The sequence below is a fragment of the Microcoleus sp. N9_A1 genome, assembly GCF_036701795.1.
In the GTDB taxonomy this organism is placed as follows: domain Bacteria; phylum Cyanobacteriota; class Cyanobacteriia; order Cyanobacteriales; family Microcoleaceae; genus Microcoleus.
This window is the reverse complement of record NZ_JAUBRI010000013.1, coordinates 74,711-98,649: the sequence shown is the minus strand read 5'-3', so window position 1 is coordinate 98,649 and position 23,939 is coordinate 74,711. Positions and strand designations below refer to the sequence as shown.

At 45.1% G+C, this 23,939-nt stretch carries 15 protein-coding genes; 6 read left to right on the top strand and 9 right to left on the bottom strand.

Annotated features, from left to right (window positions below):
• Nucleotides 1-13 precede the first annotated feature (13 nt).
• The 4 genes from rpsF (at nucleotide 14) to argJ (ending at nucleotide 3,307) form a co-directional block, all read left to right on the top strand.
• Nucleotides 14-349, top strand: coding sequence for a 30S ribosomal protein S6 (rpsF, locus tag QUA58_RS08810; protein ID WP_333255289.1), 336 nt, complete (start codon nucleotides 14-16; stop codon nucleotides 347-349).
• Nucleotides 350-1,342: 993 nt separating this feature from the next.
• Nucleotides 1,343-1,537, top strand: a complete 195-nt coding sequence (locus QUA58_RS08805; protein ID WP_006631905.1) for a hypothetical protein — start codon at nucleotides 1,343-1,345, stop codon at nucleotides 1,535-1,537.
• A 61-nt stretch (nucleotides 1,538-1,598) separates the two neighbouring features.
• On the top strand, nucleotides 1,599-1,739 hold the full coding sequence (locus QUA58_RS08800) for a hypothetical protein (protein ID WP_015176121.1): 141 nt from the start codon (nucleotides 1,599-1,601) through the stop codon (nucleotides 1,737-1,739).
• Nucleotides 1,740-2,065: 326 nt separating this feature from the next.
• Nucleotides 2,066-3,307, top strand: a complete 1,242-nt coding sequence (gene argJ / locus QUA58_RS08795; RefSeq protein ID WP_333393704.1) for a bifunctional ornithine acetyltransferase/N-acetylglutamate synthase — start codon at nucleotides 2,066-2,068, stop codon at nucleotides 3,305-3,307.
• Nucleotides 3,308-3,755: 448 nt separating this feature from the next.
• On the opposite strand, the gene QUA58_RS08790 is transcribed toward argJ, so the two are convergent.
• The 7 genes from QUA58_RS08790 to QUA58_RS08760 form a co-directional block, all read right to left on the bottom strand.
• Complete coding sequence (locus QUA58_RS08790) at nucleotides 3,756-5,072, bottom strand: hypothetical protein (protein WP_333393703.1); 1,317 nt, start codon at nucleotides 5,070-5,072, stop codon at nucleotides 3,756-3,758.
• Nucleotides 5,073-5,196: 124 nt separating this feature from the next.
• On the bottom strand, nucleotides 5,197-6,417 hold the full coding sequence (locus QUA58_RS08785; protein WP_333393701.1) for a decarboxylase: 1,221 nt from the start codon (nucleotides 6,415-6,417) through the stop codon (nucleotides 5,197-5,199).
• A 208-nt stretch (nucleotides 6,418-6,625) separates the two neighbouring features.
• Nucleotides 6,626-8,380 carry an asparagine synthetase B family protein gene (locus QUA58_RS08780; protein ID WP_333393699.1) on the bottom strand — a complete coding sequence of 585 codons (1,755 nt, stop codon included), beginning with the start codon at nucleotides 8,378-8,380 and terminating at the stop codon, nucleotides 6,626-6,628.
• Nucleotides 8,381-8,382: 2 nt separating this feature from the next.
• Nucleotides 8,383-9,006 carry a DUF3859 domain-containing protein gene (locus QUA58_RS08775; RefSeq protein ID WP_333393697.1) on the bottom strand — a complete coding sequence of 208 codons (624 nt, stop codon included), beginning with the start codon at nucleotides 9,004-9,006 and terminating at the stop codon, nucleotides 8,383-8,385.
• 156 nt (nucleotides 9,007-9,162) lie between these two features.
• Entirely contained in the window at nucleotides 9,163-9,870 is a 708-nt protein-coding gene (locus tag QUA58_RS08770; RefSeq protein WP_333393695.1) for an HAD-IA family hydrolase, read from the bottom strand.
• 91 nt (nucleotides 9,871-9,961) lie between these two features.
• Nucleotides 9,962-11,881, bottom strand: coding sequence for a S9 family peptidase (locus QUA58_RS08765; RefSeq protein ID WP_333393693.1), 1,920 nt, complete (start codon nucleotides 11,879-11,881; stop codon nucleotides 9,962-9,964).
• Nucleotides 11,882-12,106: 225 nt separating this feature from the next.
• Nucleotides 12,107-13,300, bottom strand: coding sequence for an NAD(P)/FAD-dependent oxidoreductase (locus QUA58_RS08760; RefSeq protein WP_333393691.1), 1,194 nt, complete (start codon nucleotides 13,298-13,300; stop codon nucleotides 12,107-12,109).
• Between the two features lie 525 nt (nucleotides 13,301-13,825).
• Between QUA58_RS08760 and QUA58_RS08755 the strand changes: the two genes are divergently transcribed.
• Together QUA58_RS08755 and QUA58_RS08750 are read left to right on the top strand one after the other, a co-directional pair.
• A complete protein-coding gene (locus QUA58_RS08755) occupies nucleotides 13,826-16,894 on the top strand; it encodes a PAS domain S-box protein (protein ID WP_333393690.1) in 3,069 nt (1,022 codons plus the stop codon).
• 103 nt (nucleotides 16,895-16,997) lie between these two features.
• On the top strand, nucleotides 16,998-17,420 hold the full coding sequence (locus tag QUA58_RS08750) for a DCC1-like thiol-disulfide oxidoreductase family protein (RefSeq protein ID WP_333252761.1): 423 nt from the start codon (nucleotides 16,998-17,000) through the stop codon (nucleotides 17,418-17,420).
• Between the two features lie 200 nt (nucleotides 17,421-17,620).
• Here QUA58_RS08750 and QUA58_RS08745 read toward each other — a convergent pair whose 3' ends face one another.
• On the bottom strand, nucleotides 17,621-18,052 hold the full coding sequence (locus QUA58_RS08745) for a hypothetical protein (protein ID WP_333252763.1): 432 nt from the start codon (nucleotides 18,050-18,052) through the stop codon (nucleotides 17,621-17,623).
• A 220-nt stretch (nucleotides 18,053-18,272) separates the two neighbouring features.
• The gene (locus QUA58_RS08740; protein WP_333393688.1) at nucleotides 18,273-23,729 is read right to left on the bottom strand and encodes an AAA family ATPase; all 5,457 of its coding nucleotides are present in this window, start codon (nucleotides 23,727-23,729) and stop codon (nucleotides 18,273-18,275) included.
• Between the last annotated feature and the right edge of the window lie 210 nt (nucleotides 23,730-23,939).

The following is a 23,939-nucleotide window of genomic DNA, read 5'->3' as shown; positions in this document are numbered from 1 at the left end:
GGGGATTATTGCCATGAAACCGTTTATTTACGAAACAATGTACATTCTGCGCCCTGATTTGGGTGAAGAAATGACTGACCAGGCGATCACGAAATATCAAACTATTTTGCGCGATCAAGGTGCTGAAAATATCGAAACTCAGCACCGCGGCAAACGTCGCTTGGCTTACGAAATCGGCAAGCACCGCGACGGAGTATACGTTCAAATGAACTATACAGCTCCGGGCGCTGCAATTTTTCCTCTGGAGCGCGCGATGCGTCTGAGCGAAGAAGTGATTCGCTATTTGACAATCAAGCAAGATGTGCCAGATGCACCTGAAGCGGAAGCTGAAGCTGAAGTCGCCGAGTAGCATTCGTGTCAACTTAACGTCTTATGTAGTACCAGTCTACTGTTTGATGATTAGGACCGCTTATTCCCCGGCACGCATTTCTTAAGGGCTACCCTGTACACACAACTTGAAAAACTAACGTCAGAGCCTTTCGCTCCCCGTGGCATCCTCCTGAAAAAGAGACTAGGGGGATCTCTGGAATTGTGGGTACAGCATAGTTTCTTAAGGGCGGGACTTGATGTTAATTGAAATTATATGTGAATGGGCGATTGTTTTTCTAGGGGAGGACGATCGCTCTTTTTTGTGGGGAGGCTGCTGAGGCTTAATCTATTTTTACCAACAAATAAAGCTCGCTTTTAGAGGATGGCGAGAGCGATTCACTTTGGCTCAACTCTATTATCTAGTTGACTACAAAAAACTTGACTATGCTTGAGCATAGCTGCTTAATCATTGTAAATCTAATTGTGATTCGCTACTTATTAAATTTACTGTTAACTAAGGCAAATTCGACTCCATTGAGAGGCAAAATTCTGTATCTATAGCAATCCTAAATTATTTGTGGGACTACTCGTTACCAGGCTCTGCCTGGTAACGCAGATCCGGAGGCTCTGCCTCCATTTTCGCAGGCGAGGCAGAGCCTCTGGACATGGGTTTCCCAGGCCAAGAGCCTGGGAACCAGTTATTGAAAATGATTTAGGATTGCTATATAACTCTGAACCAAACTATAAAGTTATTTTTGCCCTTGGCAATTAGGTAGTCGCTAAAATGTGGCTTTTAGAAGATGAATATTGTCAAATTTTGCCAACTGCTGCTTGAGGTTGGGCCTGAATCAACTAGCCAAAGCTCGATCGCACTCCCTGCAACCTCGATCGAGATTCTCGCCCCATAGCCCAATTGTAAAGTTTTGTGACAATCTTGATTTGGTAGCTTTAGATACAGAATTGTCTGTTATAGTGATAGAAGAGAAGAAAAAAACAGCCCAACATTAATCTAAAGAATACGGAGAAACCCCCTATGTCTACCGAAAATCAAGCTCGCTCTCTGATGATGCGCCACCACCAACTGGTGAAGAACCGGCAGCAATCCATGCTCAACCGCACCGCCACCGAAGTCGGGATGGAAGATACGCACTACTGGGGTCACATTCAAGGCAAACCGCAGCCCAGCTTTCAAGCCAGTTACGATCGCAGCAACGCCACTATGAGCTAGGGCAAGCTCAATTTCGACAATTGCCTACGCAGTTATTACCTATAATTTGGAGAAATCAGTTATGTCAACTCAAGAACAAGCCCGCAACCTGATGATGCGCCATCAACACGTCGTCAAAAACCGTCAGGAATCGATGCTGAGCCGTGTGGCTGCTGAAGTTGGTTTAGATGCTGGTTCTCCAGCGAGTATTGATCGCAAATAACTCCTTTTTTCAACCGCGAGATAGTTGAATCGAGTTTGTTGTTTGCTAGCTAAAAATTAATAATGTCAATTACAAAACCGTCGCGACTTCTTCTTGAGTTCTAACTCTAGATTGGAAGCCGCGATTAGTTTTATGGGGAATTGGGAATTAGGAATTGGTAATATCTCGATCGTACTGCTTGTATAGAGAGCCGTTTGAGTAAAGGGTGAGCTAAACGAGAGTTGGATAGCCTCAAAAGTATACATCACAAACAATAAAAGACGTTTGTGCCGAGAAACTTGATATAATCCCCTTTCAGCAGATTGAAGGCTACTAGGGAGGTCATCATGTCGGACTGGAAAAAAATTGACGGCGGAGTTACAGCACCCAGAGGGTATCGAGCATCGGGAATTACAGCGGGTTTGAAGCCTTCTGGCTTGCCGGATTTAAGTTTAATTTTGTCAGAGGTAGACGCGATCGCCGCCGGAGTCTTCACAACCTCCACTGTCCGGGCCGCTTGCGTGGACTACTGCCGCCAGCGTTTGCAAGCTAAACCCAGCGCCAAAGCAATTTTGTGCAATGCGGGACAAGCTAATGCTGCTACTGGCGAACAAGGTTTGGCAGATGCCCTCGAAAGTGCCAAATTGTTGGGAGAAGCGCTGAATATTCCTCCAGAATCAATTCTTTTGGCCTCCACTGGCGTCATCGGACAGCGGATAAAAATGGAGCCGCTGAGGGCGGGAATTCCGCGATTAGTTGCTGAGGCATCGGAAACTGGTTCTGATGCGGCGGCTAAGGCTATTTGTACGACTGATTTAGTGCCGAAAACGATCGCCCTGGAAACCATGTTTGGCGATCGACCCGTCCGCATCGGCGGCATTTGCAAAGGTTCGGGAATGATTCACCCGAATATGGCAACAATGCTGGCATTTGTAACTTGCGATGCAGCAGTGTCGTCGCATTTATGGCAAGAAATGCTGAGTCGGGCGGCTAACAGAAGTTTCAATCAAATTACTGTTGACGGCGATACCAGTACCAACGATTCGCTAATTGCTTTGGCGAATGGTCAATCTCGCACACCGGCAATTACGGAAATGGGGGCAGATGCTGAAAAATTAGAGGCGATGCTGACAGAAGTGTGCGTACATTTAGCAAAGGCGATCGCCCGTGACGGCGAAGGTGCAACTTGTTTGGTAGAAGTGCAAGTTAGTGGCGCGGTGGATGAAGTTTCTGCGAGTAAAATTGCCAAAACAATTGTCGGTTCTTCCTTGGTGAAAGCTGCTATTTTCGGACGCGATCCGAATTGGGGCAGAATTGCGGCGGCGGCTGGGCGCGCTGGTGTATCTTTCGATCAAGAGAATTTGCGGATTCAATTGGGGGATTTTTTGATGATGGAAAACGGACAACCTAAAGAGTTCGATCGCGCTGCTGCAAGTAATTATATGAAAGCGGCTGCGGAGGGGAAATATTTGAAGGCTGATACGGTTTTAATTCAGGTTAGTGTCGGGAATGGCAGCGGTTTTGCGAAAGCTTGGGGATGCGATTTGAGTTACGACTACGTGAAGATTAATGCGGAGTATACAACTTAAATAAGTCCAGGCGGTTAGCAGTCCGGGCGGTTAGAAACCGCACACAAACAAAACCAGACGAGAGAAAGTTGAAGGCAAATTTCACACAATTTAAACTAAAATTCCCCCACTTGGGGGAAATTAAAAAATCTAGGCATTGCTGATTTACGGTATGAAGCGCTAAATATGCCCGTCATAGAAACCAGTACCCACAAAGCTTTTGGATTTTAAGGTTATTTTTTCATATCCTGATTAAGCAATACCAAGCTTTATGATGCAGCACCTCATCCCAAGCAAATTCTTTTAATTCGCGGTTTTGGGCATGATAATATCTCTGACATGATTGAAAGTCATCAGTTTAGGATGGCATGAAAAAATACATTCAGAAGGTTAATGCCACAAAATGAAAATACTTCTTCTTGGGTTCATGTTTATTATCTGATTACAAAGTTTGAAAACACGCCCTAACCTAACCGAAACTATCGGAGACAAACACATAGCCGCCGCCATACGCCGCACCACCGGCCAATATTAAGCCGTCATTGCTCTGTGGATCTCCACTCTGAGCAAGTCCATAATTCACCACCCGCAACAACCGCTGCGGCGTAAAAGATTCTAATTCCACAAAATTGCCGGCATCCAGCCACGCGAGTTCTTCTGCTGTTAAACCTTGCCTCACAGCATCGGGTAATTGACGAGTGCTTTGTGCCATTGTTTGAGATTGCTGTACAAACATATCGCGAGTTTCCAAGATTTGACGGGGAGAAATGCCTAAATCAAAAATTGTGACGGCTTGATTTGCAAACCAGTTTGGACTGGTTCGTAGTTGATGCACTAAACTAACTCCAGCAGGATTCGCATCGTGCAGTGCATAGACTTTTAAATCAGCATTGCGTCGCAGCATTTCAATTACTGTGTCGAAGATGCTTTGGGGATAGCCGCTGATGCTGAGAATGGCGCAGTTGTTCTCAAAATGGACGTTGTTGGCAATCAGGAATTGGGCGGTTTCGTCACTGTCGCAGATGATTGCGCGATCGAAACTGTAGGCGCTAATTTCGGGATCGATGCTGGCGGATAAAGCTTCTTGGCGAGGTGCTGGGAGGAGTTTTTCTAGTGTACCGTTTACTCTTTGCCAGTCTCGCAGCCACTTATTACTCTGGGCTTGATTGACTAGAAATATTTCACCAGTTATCTGTGGACGATTTTTTTGTGAAATGCCCAGCCAGTAGGAAAATAGTCCTAGGGCGATCGCTGCGATGTATCCTGGGACATAGTTCAGTATCAAGCTTCCTGAAATCCCTGTTACTAACATCATTATTCCTAAAGTTTGTAAATTTGTGGCATTAATTCTTCTGTTGCGAGCACTTTGCTCGGTAGATTTGCTTTTCGCGAAAAATCCCCCAATCCAAATAATATTTAAAACTGTCCACACTATCAAAAATCCCACAGTATCAGAAAAAATAGAGCTCATGAATAAACCGCCAATGATTAGAATTATCAAGCTCTGGATCAAATATTCTAAAGTCCACTTCCAGAGGTTAGATGATGTGCGATTTTTTAGCCGTTTATCCATCAAATAAAAAAACTGTTTGGGCGTAAAAAATAACATATTTTGGCTGGAGATATCTGCGATCGCATTCTTGAAAAATGGATCGGTGAAGGCGATTTTTTGATCGGTGATAGTAGTGGGATCAAATACAAAGGGATGGTTGCAATTCTTACAGCGCCCTGAGTTGGTGGTACGATCGCGCAAATTGTTGTCGGTGTTACACTGGACGCATTTCATTCCCATTTCGGTTACTCCTGATTAATTTAATGGATTTATGTCGTTTACGGTTGTTTCGGAATGATTTAACCGCAGAGGGCGCAGAGGGCACAGAGGAAGAGAAGAGAGAGATGAATAATTCGGTTTAAAAGATTTGCCCGTTTAACAAGATGGAATAGTCTTCTCGCTGTCGAATTAATCGATCGCCCTTAGCATCAATCAACACTTCAGCAGGGCGCGGGCGGTGCAGAAAATGCGACGACATCGCATAACCGTAAGCCCCACTATCCAAAATGGCGATTGCATCTCCAATTTGCAGTTTCGGTAGCCAACAATTGCGCCCCAAATAATCCCGCGAATAAGTCGTGTTGCCGCAAATATCGGTTTCGTATCGCGATACATCGCCGGTTTCCCAAGTTGCGATCGCCCGATAGCCTCCGTGTACCGCAGGCACTGATAGATTTGATACAGTGGTATCGACTCCGACTATTTGCCGCTCGCCCAACCACTTCACAGACACAACTTTTGCTAGCAAAATACCGCAACCTGCGATCGCGGATCGTCCCGGTTCAATTACTAACTCGATCGGGCGAGATAAAGCACTCAATCGTTCAGTAATCGCCGTACCAAACTCCCCCCAGTCAAACACCGCACCGCCTCGGTAGGGATAGCCAAAACCACCGCCAAAGTCGAGGGTTTTCCAATCGGGTAACTGTTGGGCGATCGCAATTAGGCGATCGATTACTTGCGTAAAAGCACCAGTGGCATTAGTTCCCGTCCCCCGATAAAAATGCAGTCCAGTGATGCTAAAACCATGCTGCTGCGCGATTTCGTTGGCTTTTTCAAATTCAGCGGGATTGAGTCCGATGCGGCTGTCTCCCGTCAATTCGGGTAAGTTGAGCCGCAGTCCAATTTCGGGATCGATTAATCGCGGTTGACTGCGCGAATATTCGCAAAAATCCTGGAGTTGCGACAGGCTATCGAAGTTGAATCGATCGATCTTCCATTCAATCAGTTGCTGAATATCCGCCCGGTTGAGGTTACTGCCAGTGTAGACAATGCGATCGCCCGTAAAACCCGCTTTCAGCCCCAAAAAAACATCACCGGGCGTATTCGCGTGCAGCCCCCAACCAGCTAGCTGAATCAGTTGCAACAAAGCAATATTGCCGTTGGTGACGGTGGCAAAATGAAACTGAACCTGCGGATAGTCGATCGATCGGGTAATGCGATCGAGAGTCTGGCAAAGAATCTCGGCTTGATACACGTAAAGCGGCGAACCGTAGGTTGATAACAGTCGCTTGGCGATTGCTTCGGAGCACGGTGGCGAATGTATTTTGGTTTCATTATTTAGCAGAGATTCAATCATAAGGAAGAAGTTCGGCAACGGATTTTGTAGCGGATGTAACGGATGTAACGGAGGTTATATCAAGTCCGATGGATCTGTTCTGATATAATTCCATATCTTGTAGGGGCGGGTTCAACAGTATTCTCAAATTCAAAGCCAACAAATTTATAAACCCGCCCCGACCATATCAACAGTCAACTGTCAACAGTCAACTGCCAACAGTCAACAGTCAACTGTCAACTGTTAACCTCCTTCGATATTTCCAAATGCGTTGTCCGATCGCCGGTGGCAACCAAAAAACATGATCCAGCGATCGCTTAACTGGAATTTCGCCTAAAACCTCAGTACGCCATGCTTGCCACATCAGCAGCAACCAGAGATTGTTGCCAATATATCGATCGCGCATGGCAACTCCGAGTTTTCCCGATAACATCGAGTCGGCTAAATGCGGTTGCCAGGATTTTTGCGATCGCAGTACATTCGGATTCAACCGAGATCCGATCGCAGCCCAAAACTCCCGGTAATACCAAACCTTCAACGGCACACCCATCCCGCGCTTTTCCCGCCAGACAATTTCCGGTGGCAACCAACGTTCGGAGGCTTTTTTGAGGATGTATTTTTCGCACGCACCTTGCAGTAGCAGCTCGCCAGGGAGTTGAAACGTCCAGTCCGTGAGGTCGGGGTCGCAGAAGGGCGATCGCACCCACAAACCGCAAGCAAAGCCCAATGCGGTGGCCCTCGGCTGGATATTTTGGGCACCTTTGAGCATCAGTGAAGCCCGCCGCAGTTTGGCTAGCAGGGAGGGACAGGTGTCGGTACCGATCGCATCTTGCAGGTAAACGCTTAAATCGTGGGATTGAGTGCGATCGAGCCTCTTTGATAAAAAACTGGGCGTAAAAATCTGTTTTTCATAACCATAAAATCGCTGGAATGTCCGCAAATACTGCTGTTCAAAGGTTTCTTTTCCGGCTGGATGTTCTGCGCTGTAAACTCCGTTAGCAATCAAGGGTTTGTTTGTCCATCCGGCAAATAGCTGATCGCCGTTTTCGCCATTGAATACGACTCGCACCTCTTGCGCCGCCGCCTGTTTGAGCAAAAACAGCGGGGCTGTTGTGCCGTCTCCGTAGGGTGAATCTAGGGCTTTGGCGGTTGGCCCGATCGCGCGCAACACTGCATCGCCCGTCGCCGCCACTCGGATTAGCGGAATCCCGAAAAAGTCGGCAACCTGTTGCGCGTAGGGCAATTCGGAATAACTTTCGACACCAAAATCGAGGGCATAGGCGCGGACTTTCAAGCCTGCTTTGACTAGCAGCGCTGTCACTAGGGAAGAATCAATGCCGCCTGATAGCAAAACGCCGACTGGTTCGTCGATCGGCAAATCAGCCACCTGTCGATCGATCGCCTGTTGTAACAGCGTTTGCAATTGTGCGATCGCCTCATCTTCACTCCGCAGTAATTGCGGCGCTTCTTGCCAAGCTGATTTGAGCGATCTCACTTTCGGCTGAGACTGAACATCGGCGATTTCCCAAACGATCTCGCTTCCGGCTGCTACGGATGCAATTTGCTCGATCGCAGTTAACGGCGTTGGTACATAGGAAAAACAAGCATAACTGTGTAGGGCGATCGGACTCACTTCAGGAGAATCAATCAGCGGTAGCAGCAATTGCATTTGAGTCGAAAACCAAATCGTTTTTGCCAACTGAATCCAGTAAAGCGGCACGCGCCCAAACGGATCGCGCCCCAACCGCAGTTGTCCCGATTCCACCACAGCCCAAGCATCTCCCGGAAAATCCGTCGGTTGAAATCGCCCGCAAGCATTCAGCGTCACTGTGTCAGCCGCGAGGATTGATGCAGAGGCGATCGCCCACTCGGATAATTTGCCCGATCGAATACAGTAGTCTGGCACTAAACGGCGCAAGGTTTTTGTGAGATCCGTTTGTCCCCAATAGCCGATGAAATGTGCAGGTTTGCCGATCGCACCCATATCTATTTCACCACGAAAGGTTCACTGCCGATCGCGCGCCCATCCAGAGACATCCGAACCTCCCAGTTTCCCGGCAAGGAAGCAGATCCGAGGTCATAAAAACAGTAAGTATTCCAAACTGGTGTATCGATCGTGCGAGTCTGATACTTGTTCTGATGAACAATTTGACCACTCGGATTAGTCCAGTCGCATTGCAGAGACAACTGATTGCCGATCGGAGCATTTTTCAACGTCACCTGGTAGTAGATGCGGGGATTGATTTGACGATTGACTTGACTGAGGCTATCACCACCCTTTTTCGATAGCGAAATCCTGTCTTCTGTTGACGCAACTCCAGCATTTTGCTGCTGTCGATTTTGCCCGAATAGAATGCCGATCGCGATCGCCGAAATCACAGCGACTGTCGAGGCGATCGCAATCCAACGATTCCGTCGCTGCTGTTTTTCCAAGGCTTCGCGACGGTGCATTTGGGCGATCGCATCTTCCAGAAGTTCATCAGGCAAATTCAACTCCCGTAAAATTTCTCTTACCTGATCAGTCCCCAATTCTAAATCACGCTGGTTTGATAACCTATCGATTTCAGCGACAACCTGTGCTAACTGAGTTTGAGTGAGTCGAGTTTCCATAGAGTTTTTTCCAGTAAAAATTAGATAAATAAATCATATCTTTCTCCTCCTCTGCGCCCTCTGCGCTCTCTGTGGTTAAATTACTCATATTATTCAATAAATAATTCTCAAAGTCAATTCATAAAAATCATAACCTTAACATCATAAAAATCATATTTAGATAAAATCCAGACTAGCAAATTCCTCTACCTTCTGAAAATCCAACTTTCCTAAATCCAGTTTTTCCTGTTGGCGATTCAACCAAATTGCATTTAAGCCAGAATTTTTAGCACCACAATAATCAGCCTTGAAGCTGTCGCCAATATGCAATACATTTTCAGCAAGGCAATTATGTTTCTGCAAAGCTGCGGTAAAAATTTGAGAATCTGGTTTAGCAGCACCTACTTCGGTAGAAATTGTGACTGATGTGAAATATTCTGCTAAATTGAGTGCTTTTAATACTGGATAAAGTCGCGAATCAAAATTCGAGACTACGGCTAATTCAATTCCTTGTTGCTGCCACCTATTTAAGGCGGGGAATACATCGGGATAGACAAACCAAGGTTCGGCGGTGGCAAAATGAGCGTAGAGTTCGGCAAAGAAATTTGGAAAGTCTGAGAATTGATGGAAAACGCCTGCTATTTGAAATGCTTTCGCGGAAACTGTCAGCCACCATTCAAATTCTAATTGGGGAATTTTTGCTGCTTCTATCCCAGGAAATGCCATCGGATTTGAGTCAACGAAGCTTTGGAAAAATGCTGCATTTAATTGTTCACTGTCAACAGTTACTCCAAAACTATTGGCTAATTTTTGGTACACTTCGCCAACGCTGCCGCGCACGTCAAATAGTGTGCCAGCGGCATCTAAAAAAAATACTTTGGTCATTGGTTAATGGTTATTAATTATTAGTCAGTCAACTGTCAACTATCAACTATCAACTGTCAACTGTCAACTGTCAACTGTCAACTGTCAACTGTCAACTGTCAACTGTTGTTTGCGGATTTACTACACCGGAATGATTGGCAATATTGCCCGCAGGTTCAAATCGACCTCCTAAATATTTGGCGAGGAATTCTTCTGCGATCGCGTAAAAGTGCAGGCGATTTTCCGGGCGCGCAAATCCGTGTCCTTCGTCTGTATAAAGTACGTATTCTACAGGTTTGCCGGCTTGCTCCATGGCATTGACAATTTGCTCGCTTTCTGCTACTTTGACTCGCGGGTCGTTGGCACCTTGGGCGATGAGTAAAGGTTTCTGGATGCGATCGACAAAAGATAAAGGCGATCGCGACTTCAGAAACTCTGGTTCTGTTTCCAAATTGCCGACGCGGTGATACAGACTTGCTTTTCTCGGTTCCCAGTAAGGGGGAATAGTTTGCAGCAGCGTAATCAAATTGCTTGGCCCGACAATATCGACGGCGCAAGCAAAAACATTGGGACTAAAAGTCAATCCCACTAAGGTGGCATAACCGCCGTAGGAACCGCCCATAATCGCAATTTTATCCTGTTGGGCAATTCCTGTTTCTACCAGCCAATTTACGCCATCTAGCAAGTCGTCGTGCATTTTAGCTGCCCATTCGCGATTGCCGGCATTAAGAAAGGCTTTGCCGTAGCCGCCGGAACCGCGAAAATTGATTTGCAGGACGGCGTAACCTCGGTTTGCCAGCCATTGGGATTCTGAGTTGTAACCCCAGGTATCGCGTCCCCAGGGGCCGCCGTGAACTAGCAAGACTGTCGGTACGGGTGTGGCGACTCCGACAGGTTTTGTCAGGTAGCCGTGAATTGTTAAACCATCTCTTGCGCTGTAAGCAATCGGTTCCATTGACGATAGCGGCAGGTTTTCGAGTTTTGGTTGCTTGCTGAATAGGAAGGTGAAGGTTCTGGAGGCGCGATCGAACACATAGTAATAAACTGGGCCGTTGTCTGTCATGTAAGCGACTAGCCAAGTGGTGTCGGCGAGGTTGCGGCTGGTGAGGTCGAATTCGCCGGGACGGAATTTGCCGATCGCCTCAAAATCTTCTGCTATGCTTTGGTCTAAAATCTGCCACTCTTGTTTGTCTTTGTAGAAGGAAACCGCCTGAATCTCTCGGTTGGTGGGGTGTACGACAATACCGCCAAGATCGTATTCTGGGTCAGAGATAATCTCCGTTTCCTGTTTGGTTTCCAAGTCGAATGCGATCAAACGTTCGGCGTTAGCATCGTGATTGCCGATGATGTAAAGAATTTTGCCGTTTTCGGAGAACATGAAGGCACCACCTTCGTCGTCTGCGCCCCAGCTTCGCAAGCTTTCCCAAGACTTGTCCGCAGTTTGCCGACCTAGCAATTCTGAGCCGCCGTCAGGAGTTGTAGCTGTGGCCGCCCGTACTTGAAATTGAGCGTCAGCAGTCCAACCGACGATGTTACCTGGGTTGTCGGTGTCAAATTCAACGGCGCCGTTTTTCAGGTTGATTCGGTAAACATCGTGTTTTCGCCGATCGCGGATGTTCATTCCCACTAATATTTGATTAGGGAAGTTGTGGTCAAGGGCGATCGGCTGGGCTTGAACGCCTTGAAATGGAGTCAAGTCGCGAACCAGCTTTGACTCGATATTGACTGAGAATAAATGCCAGTTTTCGTCACCGTCAGTATCTTGTCGATAAATTAATTCTTCACCGCTGTAAGTCCAAAAAAAGATGCGGATGCCGCGTTTTTTATCGGCTGTTAATTGGCGATCGTCTTCTTGACCGACTGTACGCACTCGCACTTGCAGGACGTTGTTTTCGTCTGGTGCAATGTAGGCGAGATACTTGCCATCTGGTGAAAGTTTTGGGCTAGTTTTTTCGGGGTTTCCGAAGAGAATCTCCCGCTCGATTAGCGGTGGAAGTTCGTTTTTTGGATCTTGAACTGTTATATTTTGCATTTTTTATTGTGATTAAGATTCTCTATTGGAATGGGCCTCTTGCCCATTCCACAAGAAAACTAAATCTTTGTGGAACAGGCATCTTGCCTGTTGTTACCCATTCCACAAGAAAACTAAATCTTTGTGGAACAGGCATCTTGCCTGTTGTTACCTATTCCACAAGAAAACTAAATCTTTGTGGAACAGGCATCTTGCCTGTTACGGATCTATTTGAAGAAGCATTGATTACTTTTTAAGCAACTCCTGAATCGGCTTGCTAATCCAATTGAATCCAACTTTTATTTGGTGGTCAAATGTTGGCATCCGATAGAGATAGGCTAGGCGGCGAGCAATATGTGCTAGTTGTCCGTCGAGTTTAATTCCTAAACCAGAAAGAGTAGCATTGTCAATGCCTAGTGTCATCATTTCTCCTAGCGGCTGGTACCGGAAAGGAAGTAATGGGCGATCGGTGAGGGATGCCCAAATGTTCCAGGCGGTATAGTCGGCTTGCTGGAAGGCTGTTTGGGCTGTTCCGGGGACTTTTTGTCCTGTTGCGTCGTGACATTCGGCTAAGTCTCCCAAGGCAAATATGTCTGGATGGTCGATAATTTGCATCTGGGAATTAACTATTAATTGACCGCGGTGGTTTTGTTTGAGGGGGAGCGATCGCACTGCTTGACTAACTTGAGTTCCTACTGTCCACAATACTATGTCTACCGGGAGAACATCTAATTGTCCTTTGTAAAGTAAGGATATTGTATCCGCTTCGATCGCCTCTACTTCTGTTTCTAAGTCGATCCACACTTTCCGTTTTTCTAAAGCTTGGCTGGCGGCTTCGCGGTTAAACTCCGGTGATGTCCGCAGAATCATGTCGCTTTGCTCAACTAACCGGATGCGACCTTTGTCTCCGAGTCGATCGGCTAATTTACAAGCTAATTCTACTCCTGAATAACCAGCGCCGACGATCGCCACCCGAATTTTGTCGGTATTGCTGGCTTCGAGAAACCGCAGTCTTTCTTCCAAGCCGTAGGCGTCCTTGAGGGTGCGGAACGAATAAGCGTATTCAACGGCTCCTTTTACCATATCGAGAGGGGTTTCGCCGCCTAAAGCTAAAACGAGGCGATCGCACGGAATTTCTGGGCCGTCGCGTAACTGCACTCGCTTCTGGTATAAGTCGATGCCCGAGACAGTGCCTTGACAAAAACGCACGCCTGTGTTTTCCAAAAGTTCGGCAAACGGCGGGGCGATTTCCCAGGTTTGGAGTTCACCGGTGAGGAGTTCGTACAGCAGGGGAACGAACAGGAAGCGATCGCGGCGGTCAACTAGGACAATTTCGGGTTTTTCGGTTTTGGAGAAGGGTAACTGACTCAAGCGCAGGGCTGTGTAGAGTCCGCCGAAGCCTCCGCCGAGAATGCAAATCCGGGGTTGTTGTTGAGTCATGGTGTTTTGTGTGAGGGGCTCACGGTAGCAAGGAAACTTATCTTATTCTAACGAGAGTGAGGGAGTGGGGAAGGGGGAGAGTGGGGGAGTCGGAGAGTAAGGGAGTGGAAAAATCTTCCCTCTTTCCCTCGAACCTCAACATCCATCTGTTAAATCCGTTAAACTCACACCCAGAGCACCATTCGTGTGGAAGCTTTTTATGGGCGGGATCTCCTGCCCAACTCCTACTCCCCACAAGAAAATGCACTTGTTGTGGAACAGGCCGGAAAGCCTGTTAAGCGAGAATGGTGCTCTGGGCGTGAGTTAAATCCATTAAATCCGTTAGACAATGCGTTTCCGAACTATTTTCTAAATCTCTAGCCTTGATTAGCTTTACCTATTACCCGCCCTCAAATTTTCTGAATGTTCGCAGAACTAATTTTGTACTATATTAGTTTATAACGAATTATTTCGCACATTAAATTCACTTTTTATAGGGTCATCTACTCTAACACTTGCCCTCGCACTCACAAGTGAAAAAAAACCATGCAAATTTCTTCCAATTCTTCTAAATTTAAGAACGGCGATCACAATAACGAAGACGGCTCATCTTTGTTAAAAAGCGAAGAACGATATAAAAATTTAGTAGCTAATATTCCCGGTGCTGTCTACCGCTGTACCTGCGAGTATACGGACGACGGGGAATTAACACGGACAATGGCGTTTTTGAGCGAGGCTGTTCAAGAAATATCAGGCTATCCCTCTTCTGATTTTATCAACGATCGCGTCCGTTCTTTTTCCAGCATTATCCATCCTCAAGACCGCAAAAATGTGGATGGTACTGTCAAAAAAAGTGTAGCAACCAGAACTTCGTACATCCTTGAATACCGGATTGTCCGGGCAGACGGCGAAATTAGCTGGGTTTACGAAAAAGGCAAAGCTGTTTGCTGTGAGGAAGAGGCTAGAGGAAAACAAGAGGGACAAGGGGAAATTGAGGGCTTTTTGTCGGCTGTGGTTTCGCCGGTTTCGCCGATCGCAAATTCTCTGTGTCGGGTTGTTTATCTCGACGGAGTGATTTTGGATATTACTGAGCGAAAGCGAGCTGAGGAAAACCTGCGAAACACTCAAGATTTTCTGAATGCGGTACTGCAAAATCTGCCGATCAGTGTCTTTATTAAAGATGCTGTAGAGCAAAGATTTATTTATTGGAATACTGCTAGCGAAGAATTGTTTGGCTATTCGAGGGATGAAGTTATCTTAAACAATGCTGCTGACTTGTTGAAGTCAGAGGAGGCAAATTACTTGCAAGCACAAGATTTAGAAGTGCTGGTAACGAGAAAATGTGTCGATTTGCCAGAAGAAACTATCCAACTTCCCCACCGAGGAAAGCGGATTTTGCACACGAAAAAAGTTCCTTTGTTTGACGATTCGGGCGCGCCTAAGTACATTCTGGGTATTGCTGAAGATATTACCGAAAGAAAAAAAAATGAAACCGAATTGTCGCGGTTGGCAATTGTGGCTCAAAAAACCCAAAATGGTGTGATTATTACTGATGCTCAAGGCTGCATTGAATGGGTGAATGAAGGATTTACTCGGATTAGTGGTTACGTGCTGGCAGAAATGCAGGGAAAAAAACCGGGTGATGTACTGCAAGGCCCTCAAACAGACCCGCTAACTATTGCTCAACTGCGAGCGGCTTTGGCTACGGGCGTGCCGTTTAATCAGGAAATTTACAATTACAACAAGGATGGAAAGGGTTATTGGGTGGCGCTTTCGATCGCCCCAATTTATCAAGAAACCGGGGAACTCGAAGGTTTTATTGCGGTGCAAACTGATATTACCGATCGCAAGCAAGCAGAGGCAACAGTCAGGGAAAGCGAGAGTTATTACCGCTGCATTGTCGAGACGGCTTCGGAGGGTGTTTGGATGTTTGACAGCCAAAGCATCACGACTTTTGCTAACTCTCGGATGGGCGAAATGCTGGGGTATACTGTAGAGGAAATGCAGGGGCGATCGCTATTTGAGTTTATAGACTGCGAGTCTAGGAAAATAGCAGAAAGTTACGTGCAGCGCAGGCGGCTAGGCATTCGCGAACGCCACGATTTTAAGTTTACTCGCAAAGACGGATCTCACTTGTGGGCGATCGTGTCGGCGACGCCGATGTTCGACGCTGAGGGCGAATTTTCCGGGGTTTTGCGGATGATTACCGATATTAGCGATCGCAAACAAGCAGAAGCAGAATTGCGCCAAACTCTCAAAGAGTTGGAATTTGAAAAATTTGCTTTGGATCAATCGGCAATTGTCTCGAATACAGACGAATTCGGAGCCATTACCTATGTCAATGATCAATTTTGCGAACAATTTAAATATTCCCGAGAAGAACTGATCGGCAAAACCCACAGACTTGTCAATTCTGGCTATCATTCAGCAGATTTTTTCAAGCAGCTTTGGTTGACCATCCGCCAGGGAAAGGTTTGGCGAGGAGAAATGAAAAATCAAGCTAAAGACGGCACATTATTTTGGTTGGATACTACGATTGTACCTTTCTTAAATACGAACGGCGAACCCCATCAATATGTAGCAATTCGCAAAGATATTACCAACCGCAAACACGCAGAAGAAGCGGTGCGACTTTCGGAAAGTCAATTGAGGGCTAAAAATCAAGAATTGGCAAAAGCCCTACGGGACGTGCATAAAACTCAAAGCATGATGGTTCAAAATGAAAAAATGGTAAGTTTGGGGCAATTAGTTGCTGGCGTTGCTCACGAAATAAACAATCCAGTTAGCTTTATTTACGGCAACGTCATGCACGCTGACGATTACTTTAAAGACTTGCTAAAAATGCTGCAACTTTACCAGCAGGAATACCCGCACCCCACACCGGCAATTCAACAAGAGATAGATGATGTAGATTTAAATTTTCTGCTCAAAGATTTGCCGAACCTGTTAAATTCGATGAAAATGGGAGCCGAGCGAATTCGCCAAATTGTGCTGTCGCTGAAGAATTTTTCGCGATTGGACGAAGCCGAACAAAAACAGGTTGACATTCACGAAGGGATTGACAGCACTTTGTTGATTTTGCAGCACAGGTTAAAAGAAACGGCAGGACATCCGAAAATTACGCTGCTCAAAGAGTTCGGTGATTTGCCTCGCCTACAGTGTTATGCCGGACAGTTGAATCAGGTGTTTATGAATATTATCGGTAATGCAATAGATGCTTTGGAAGAAGCAATGGAGACGGGACAGTGGGCCGAGGGGGAACTTGCACCTATTCCTTGTTGTCCTTCGCCGACGCTGCGGATTTCTACGGAAGTAAAGTACGAACAGGATGTTTTGATGCAGGCAAATTCTGCTGTTTCTGATGATTCTATTCGGCATCCTTCTCATATTGTGATTCGGATTGCTGACAACGGGCCGGGGATTCCGACGGAGGTTCATCAAAGGCTATTCGATCCGTTTTTCACTACGAAAGAACCGGGGAAAGGGACGGGTTTAGGGCTGTCGATTAGCTATCAAATTGTGGTGGAAAAGCACGGCGGGCAGCTTCATTGCGATTCCGCACCGGGTCAAGGCACGGAATTTGCGATCGAGATTCCTGTGGGGAATAGTCAGTAGTCAGTAGTCATTAGTCAGTAGTCAGTAGTCAGTAGTTATTTACTACCAATTACCCAATGCCCAATGCCCAATTCCCAATGCCCAATTCCCAATTCCCATAACCATGAAATATAACGTAATTTACGACGGCAATTGCAATCTCTGCGTTACCTTGGTGCAGTTACTAGAAAATTTAGATAAAGGCCAGAATTTTGAGTATATTTCCATGCAAGATTTAGAGGAATTAAATCGCTTTGGGATTACGTCTGAAGACTGCGAAATGGGGATGATTTTGATAGATGGCAACACCCCGGAACGGCGCTGGCAAGGCAGCGATGCGGCGGAGGAAATCGGGCGGATATTGCCTGCTGGCGAGGTGTTTGTGGCTGCTTACCGGGCAATGCCGGGGATGAAGTGGATGGGCGATCGCGTTTACGAACAAGTCCGCGACAACCGCTATACTTTGTTTGGCAAGCGATCGACTACTTACAAATCTGTTTATGCAGTTGGCTGTAGGTCGATCGACAATTGCGACAATCGGGACTAATACCAAATCCAGCTTATTTCTTAGTCCGCGTCGGCGGACTTCGTTCGTGTAGAAGGGGAGCCTCTCATATTTGTAAAAACACTTCTTCTGGCTCCTTCTTTCTTCCTTCTGACTCTTTCCTCCTGGCTCCTGTATCCTGTCTCCTAACTCCAATTTCTAGCTTAGCTGCAAAACTGAGATGCTCCCGTGTAGAAGCGATTTCAATCGCCGAATGACTGATTAAACAAATCAAATATCTGCTGGCAAAAGTCTTTGAGTTTTTGCGCCGACTCCACCGCAGGTTCGGTTAGGCCCAGAAAATTCCAATTTTCCACAGTAGAAAAGTGCCACTGCTGACCGCTATGATCGTAACCTGCCGCCTCAACTCCGATCGCCCGCCGATATCCTTCCACCGGATCTTGGTAAAATCGGATTTGAATCAAAATGCTGCGGCTTTGCAGCAAGCGACTTCTACCGGGAAAATGGAAGCCAATGTCGATCGAATCTGGATCGACAAGTTCTCTGGTATCCTCGTCATTCATCCAAGGTTTCAAATCGACTTTTGCATCCGGGAATTCGGACTTGAATAAATTAACAACCGCAGCAATTTTGCTGGCAACTTCTATATTTTTGGCTTGTTCGGCAGCGTTCACTCGAAATACTCCTATCAAATACAGTTATTACATGATTTAGCTAACAATGTAACTGCATACTGCCTGCTTTAAACCGTGAACTGTGGACTATTTGATAGATATTTAGGAATTGACAAAATTCCAAGTATGTGTTAAGCACAAGTCATAACATTTGAGATTTGAGATTTGAGATTAAACAATTGGCAATGACTGATTCCGTAAGGGGGGTGAATAAATTTTATCAAAGCGGCAGGGCGATCGCAAATTCCGAACCTTCTCCCAGCACCGATTCGCAACTGAGTTTACCGCCGTGGGTTTCTTCGACAATTTGCTTGCTGATAGACAACCCCAAACCCGTACCTTTTCCTACTCCTTTGGTAGTAAATAAATGGTCAAATATTTTCGACTTGACCTCCGATGACATCCCTTGACCGTTATCTTTGATGGTAATCACCACGCTGTTGCTATCCTCGGAGACTTGAGTGATAAGGGCGATCGTATTCGGTAAAGCTTCAATTTCAGCATAAGTACGACCCTGATTGAATTCGTCAAAACACTCGATCGCATTTGCCAGCAAATTCATAAATACCTGATTTAGTTGCCCAAAATAACATTTAACTGGCGGGATATCTCCGTATTCTTTGATAATCTTAATCGCGGGGCGAGTATCATTAGCTTTCAGGCGATACTGTAAAATCATCAAAGTGCTGTCGATGCCCTCATGAATATTTGCTGACACTTTATTCGCACTGTCAGCGCGGGAAAAAGTCCGCAAAGACGTGCTAATATTGCGGATGCGCTCTGTACCTGATTTCATAGATAAAAGCATTTTCGGCAAATCTTCCATCAAATATTCTAAATCAATCTCCGATGCTTTATCCTCTAATTCATCACCCGGATTAGGAAATTTTTCTTGGTAAAGTTGCAAATAATCAATCAAATCTAAGCTAGCCTCAGCAGCAGCATCAATATTCCCCGCAATAAAACCCAGCGGATTGTTAATTTCGTGAGCAACCCCTGCAATCAAGTTGCCGAGAGCAGACATTTTTTCGCTTTGAATAAGTTGCAGTTGTGCCTGTTGCAGTTCATTGAAAGATTTTTCTAACTGTTGAGATTTTTCTTTCTCGCGCGCGTACAAACCAGCATTTTCTACAGCAATAGCAACTTGAGAAACTAATACTTTGAATACTTCTACTCTCTCTGCTGTAAAAGCTCCTACTGTCAAAGCATTTTCTAAATAAATTATTCCGCGCCGCTGAGATTGATAAATCATCGGCAAACAGAGGATTGATTTTGGTTGATATTTCTGAATGTAGGTGTCCACCTTAAAAGGTTCGGCGACAGTCGCATTGTCTAAAACCAGATGCTTTTGACTGCGGTGTACGTAATTAATCACCGACAGGGGAACATCTTGACGATTTTCTACGGGAATAGACGGTAAAATTGTCACTTTATCATCGGCAAAACTGCCAGTAGCTTCTATGCAGAGGATATCGTTTTTCAGCAGCATTAGCACTACTTTTTGAGCCGCCGCATTTTCTAAAATAATTTTGATTAATTTGGTCAACAATTTTTCTAGAACAATTTCACCGTTAATGGCTTGCGCCGACTTAATAAAAGTAGCTAAGTCTAAGAAATCGCCTAAACTACTACTGGTAGTATTTCCCGTGGCAGTGCGGGTGACATCGAGGGTTGGGGTTTGAATTGTGCGCGTCTGTGCTGCTAAGAAAGGATGTGTTAATTCTAAGTGTTTAACTTTAGCTATGGCTCCCCAATGGATATATCCATAATAGGCTTTAGTCAGATATGCTTGAGAAACTATCTCTTTACCCAAAGCTTGATAAAATTCTCCGGCTAATTCATAGGCTAATGCTTCCTCTTGAATGTAACCGTTTTTGGCGGCTCCATCAATTGCGCGATCGTACAATTCCATTGCTTCGGTATTTTTCCCCAACACTCGCGCTTTCTCGGCTGCTACCAAGTCGTATTTGTGTTGATAATTCATCGGAGCATCAATTGCCCATTTTTTCATCTTCTTTTGGTTTCGCAGCACTTTTTTCAGATATTGCTTTTGCTCCCCTTTCTCAGCTTGAGGATACAAAGCGAGAAGACTTATAGAAGAGTAAAAATTATTCAGGGAAACTACATAAAATCCGGCTACGGCTTCTTCATATTTCTCAAATAACCTTGAATTTTCTAATGCTTCCGCGTAGTTGCGGAATATAAAATTAAGCTGAGTTTTGGCATGATAAACCAAACTCACTAAAAAAAAGTTTTTAGATTCTATTAAAACGGGGAGCGTTTTGACTTCATTAAATTTATCACCGACTAAATGGCAGGGTTCGACAGCTTGACCGCGCAAATTGAGGGTTGTCTGCCTGCCTATACTTAGATACTGTACAGCCATTTCTAGTTGAGATTGCTGCATTAGTTTCATATATTTACCCGTCTCCTGATCCACCAAATCTAGAGGCTCTCCTATCGACATTTTTTTGAAGCAATATTGACCTATACAATAACTCGCATATTCTAATTCTCCAGTTTCCATCCCAGTTTGAAAACCTTCCTTGAGAACGCTTAATCCTGAGGAAAGCTCGGTTTTCCAGTGTAGAATAAAACAACCCAAGAGTGTATAAACTCTACTTTTCATTGAACGGGATGGAGATTGGTCTAACATCCTAATGGCCAGTTGACCGCATTGGTATGCCAAACTAATGTCCCCTAGCCGGCACATAACTACGCCATAATAAAGGTAGGCAATACTTGCATAAGGCGAATTGCCATATTTAATGCACAGCTTGACCATCCTAAATGCCAGCAGTGGTACCAGGCGGGGTTTTCCCTGAACAGCAGTGCTGATAATCCCTGATAAAATCCGCATGGCTGCTTGTTGATTGGGATCTGTCATTTCTGGCAAGTTAGCTAAATCCTCAATTCGTTTCAATCCCAAGCTCAGTTTTGTCTTCATTAGTCCCGCCACAATATTTAGCGCGTTGGGGTTTTGAGGAAAAGAAATGCCTAACAGTTTCAGCACTTCCAGTCCTGTATTTAGTGCTTCTATCAGTCTAATTTGAGCATTGTAAGACTGGATTTGAAGTTCATAAACATTCATTTTATCCAGTAAAATTTTAGCTTTTTGCAGTACAATCTCGACCAGTTTTTTTGAAGCTTCATAGTTGATGTTTAAGTATTCAGCTTCTGCTGTTGACTCGTAAATTGCTAACGTTAATTCATACTGACTTTGCCAACAATCCGCTGGCAATAATTCCATAGCCACCCGCAAATACCTAGCTGCAGCTTCATAAGCACTCGCGGCTTTTGCCTTGCGTCCAGCAGTTAAGTTTAATTTTGCTAACTGCGTTTTTTCTGCTGGCCGGCTAATCGTGTCAATTCCGACATTCAACTGATTGACGATATCAAAGATGTTTTCTTCTAGCTTGTCGGGTGGAGTATTCTGTAACAGTAATTGACCGACTTCTAAATGGGTTAATTGCTTTTGGTCTTCGGGAATGAGCGAATAAGCGGCTTGCTGAACGCGATCGTGCAAAAATTTGTAACTAACCCGCGAAGTGTCTAATTTGAGATTGATTGATTCGGCTCGATCGAAAACTAAAGGAATACGATAAGCATCGCTCAATGGCAGAATTAACCCTGCTTGCAAAGCTGAATAAAGTTCAGTGGCTGTAGTATTAGCTGACTCTTCTCTGACAAGTGACAGCACATCTAGAGCAAATTTATCTCCCACGCAAGCTGCTAGCTTCAACACTTCTTGCGTGGGTGCGGGCAGCTTTTCAATGCGAGAAGCTACCAGTTCCACCACACTTTTATCGGTAATTCCAATGGCTTGGATTTCATCGATACTCCAATACCAGCCACTTTGACTTACCTCATTTGGAATGGGATTAAAGTCAAATCTTAAAAGATAGTCTTGATAAAGTGCTTGGAGTAATTGCGTCAAGAAAAAAGGATTCCCGCCCGTTTTATTCCAGATCAAGTCTGCTAGGCTGCTTACTTTTTCTGTGCTACTGTTAAGTGTTTCAGTGACTAATTCCGTCACATTTGCTAAATCCAGCGATTGCAGCACGATATTATTAACTATTGTACCAGTTTTTTCAATTTCTTCTACAGTCTGAATTAAGGGGTGCGTCGGACTAACTTCATTGTCTCGATAGGCACCGATTAGCAACAAATATTCCTGGTCAGGGTCAGTTATCAGTATTTGCATCAACTTTAATGTTGCTGAATCTGCCCACTGCAAATCGTCTAAAAAGATTACTAGGGGGTGTTCTTTTTGGGCGAAAACGCGAATAAATTCTTTGAATACCCGATTGAATCGATTTTGGGATTCTACAGGGGCAAGTTCTGGCACTTCTGGCTGTTTGCCGATGATAAATTCAACTTTTGGAATTACGTCGGCAATTACTTGCCCGTCTGTTCCCAATGCTGTTAAAATTTTAGTGCGCCATATTTCTAATGAAACTGCACTTTCTGTTAGCAATTGCCGCAGCAAGGAGTTAAATGCTTGGATTAATGAGGCATAAGGAATGTTGCGTTTGAATTGGTCAAATTTGCCGCTAATGAAGTAACCTTTTGACCGGGTAATGGGTTTGCTAACTTCGTTGACTACGGCTGATTTGCCGATGCCTGAGTAGCCTGATACTAGCATTAATTCGCTGGTTCCTGATGGAACCGACTTTTGTTCTAAGGTTGCTGGTTTTTCTTCTGACAATTTGTTGGCTAAACCCGCTCTTACACGTTCAAATGCTGCTAGCAATTCATTAACCTGATTTTCCCTACCGTACAATTTTTGGGGGATCAACAATTGGCTGAGAATATCTAAGCTTCCGGGGATGAAGTCGGCAATTTGTCCGCTGGTTTCTAACTGATGCAAAGAAATTTCTAAGTCGGGCAACAATCCGGCCGCACTTTGATATCTATCTTCGGCATTTTTTGCCAGCAATTTCATCACTATCTCAGAGATGGCGACAGGTATTTCTGAATTGATTTGATGGGGAGATATTGGTTGAACTGCTATGTGGCTGTAAACTATTTCCAGGGGGTCGTTGCTGCGAAAAGGCAATTTTCCGGTCAGCATTTCATATAATGTGATACCAAGGGAATAAAAGTCTGTGCGGTAATCGAGGGTGCGGTTCATTCTCCCGGTTTGTTCGGGTGACATATAGGCTAATGTGCCTTCGACTGAGTTGGGATTGTTGAATTGCGGGTTTTCTTTGTTGAGTTTTGTGGCAATGCCGAAGTCAGTGAGTTTGACTTGTTTTGTTTGCGAGTTAATTATGATGTTGCTGGGTTTAATGTCTTTGTGAATAATGTGCTGATAATGCAGGTATTGTAATGCTTTGACTATTTGGATGGCGATGTTTAAATTTGCTCGCAGACTCAATGTTTCTTTTTCTAGGAGTTGGGCGAGGGATTGGCCGCCAAAGTCTTCTAAAACCATTCCTAATCGGTGATCAAAAGTTTCGAGACTGATGGCTTTGACGATTTGTTCGCTGTCTAAATTTTGGCGGATTTGATATTCGTGTTTGAGCCTGGTAATGGCTTCGAGGGTGGGGTATTCGGCTTTGAGGACTTTGAGAATTGCTGGGGGCGCGTCTGTCGGTGTTTGTCCGCGATAGATTATTGTTTCGACGCCTTCGTGCAGAGTAGAAGTTATTTGGTATTCTGATGTAATTAACATTACTTAACTTATAAATTACAGGAGCTAATTATTATTAGATTAACACTAATTAATCTTAATTTCGTGTGATTCCGATCGTGTATTTTGCGATTCGCAATCACACGGAAGATACACTAAGTGAAAATGTGGGCTTGGTCGTTGGTGTCAACAAACATCTTAAATGTAATCTCGGTCTTGTGTTTGAGTCCCGAATGCTTTCGCTGCACCGTT

What these genes read in the sequence shown, in the direction of transcription:
- QUA58_RS08805 (WP_006631905.1), top strand. Translation starts at nt 1,343, where the DNA reads ATGTCTACCGAAAATCAAGCTCGCTCTCTGATGATGCGCCACCACCAA.
- argJ (WP_333393704.1), top strand. Translation starts at nt 2,066, where the DNA reads ATGTCGGACTGGAAAAAAATTGACGGCGGAGTTACAGCACCCAGAGGG.
- QUA58_RS08740 (WP_333393688.1), bottom strand. Translation starts at nt 23,729, where the DNA reads ATGTTAATTACATCAGAATACCAAATAACTTCTACTCTGCACGAAGGC.
- QUA58_RS08790 (WP_333393703.1), bottom strand. Translation starts at nt 5,072, where the DNA reads ATGAAATGCGTCCAGTGTAACACCGACAACAATTTGCGCGATCGTACC.
- QUA58_RS08780 (WP_333393699.1), bottom strand. Translation starts at nt 8,380, where the DNA reads ATGGGTGCGATCGGCAAACCTGCACATTTCATCGGCTATTGGGGACAA.
- QUA58_RS08770 (WP_333393695.1), bottom strand. Translation starts at nt 9,870, where the DNA reads ATGACCAAAGTATTTTTTTTAGATGCCGCTGGCACACTATTTGACGTG.
- QUA58_RS08800 (WP_015176121.1), top strand. Translation starts at nt 1,599, where the DNA reads ATGTCAACTCAAGAACAAGCCCGCAACCTGATGATGCGCCATCAACAC.
- QUA58_RS08785 (WP_333393701.1), bottom strand. Translation starts at nt 6,417, where the DNA reads ATGATTGAATCTCTGCTAAATAATGAAACCAAAATACATTCGCCACCG.
- QUA58_RS08750 (WP_333252761.1), top strand. Translation starts at nt 16,998, where the DNA reads ATGAAATATAACGTAATTTACGACGGCAATTGCAATCTCTGCGTTACC.
- QUA58_RS08755 (WP_333393690.1), top strand. Translation starts at nt 13,826, where the DNA reads ATGCAAATTTCTTCCAATTCTTCTAAATTTAAGAACGGCGATCACAAT.
- QUA58_RS08775 (WP_333393697.1), bottom strand. Translation starts at nt 9,006, where the DNA reads ATGGAAACTCGACTCACTCAAACTCAGTTAGCACAGGTTGTCGCTGAA.
- QUA58_RS08760 (WP_333393691.1), bottom strand. Translation starts at nt 13,300, where the DNA reads ATGACTCAACAACAACCCCGGATTTGCATTCTCGGCGGAGGCTTCGGC.
- QUA58_RS08765 (WP_333393693.1), bottom strand. Translation starts at nt 11,881, where the DNA reads ATGCAAAATATAACAGTTCAAGATCCAAAAAACGAACTTCCACCGCTA.
- rpsF (WP_333255289.1), top strand. Translation starts at nt 14, where the DNA reads ATGAAACCGTTTATTTACGAAACAATGTACATTCTGCGCCCTGATTTG.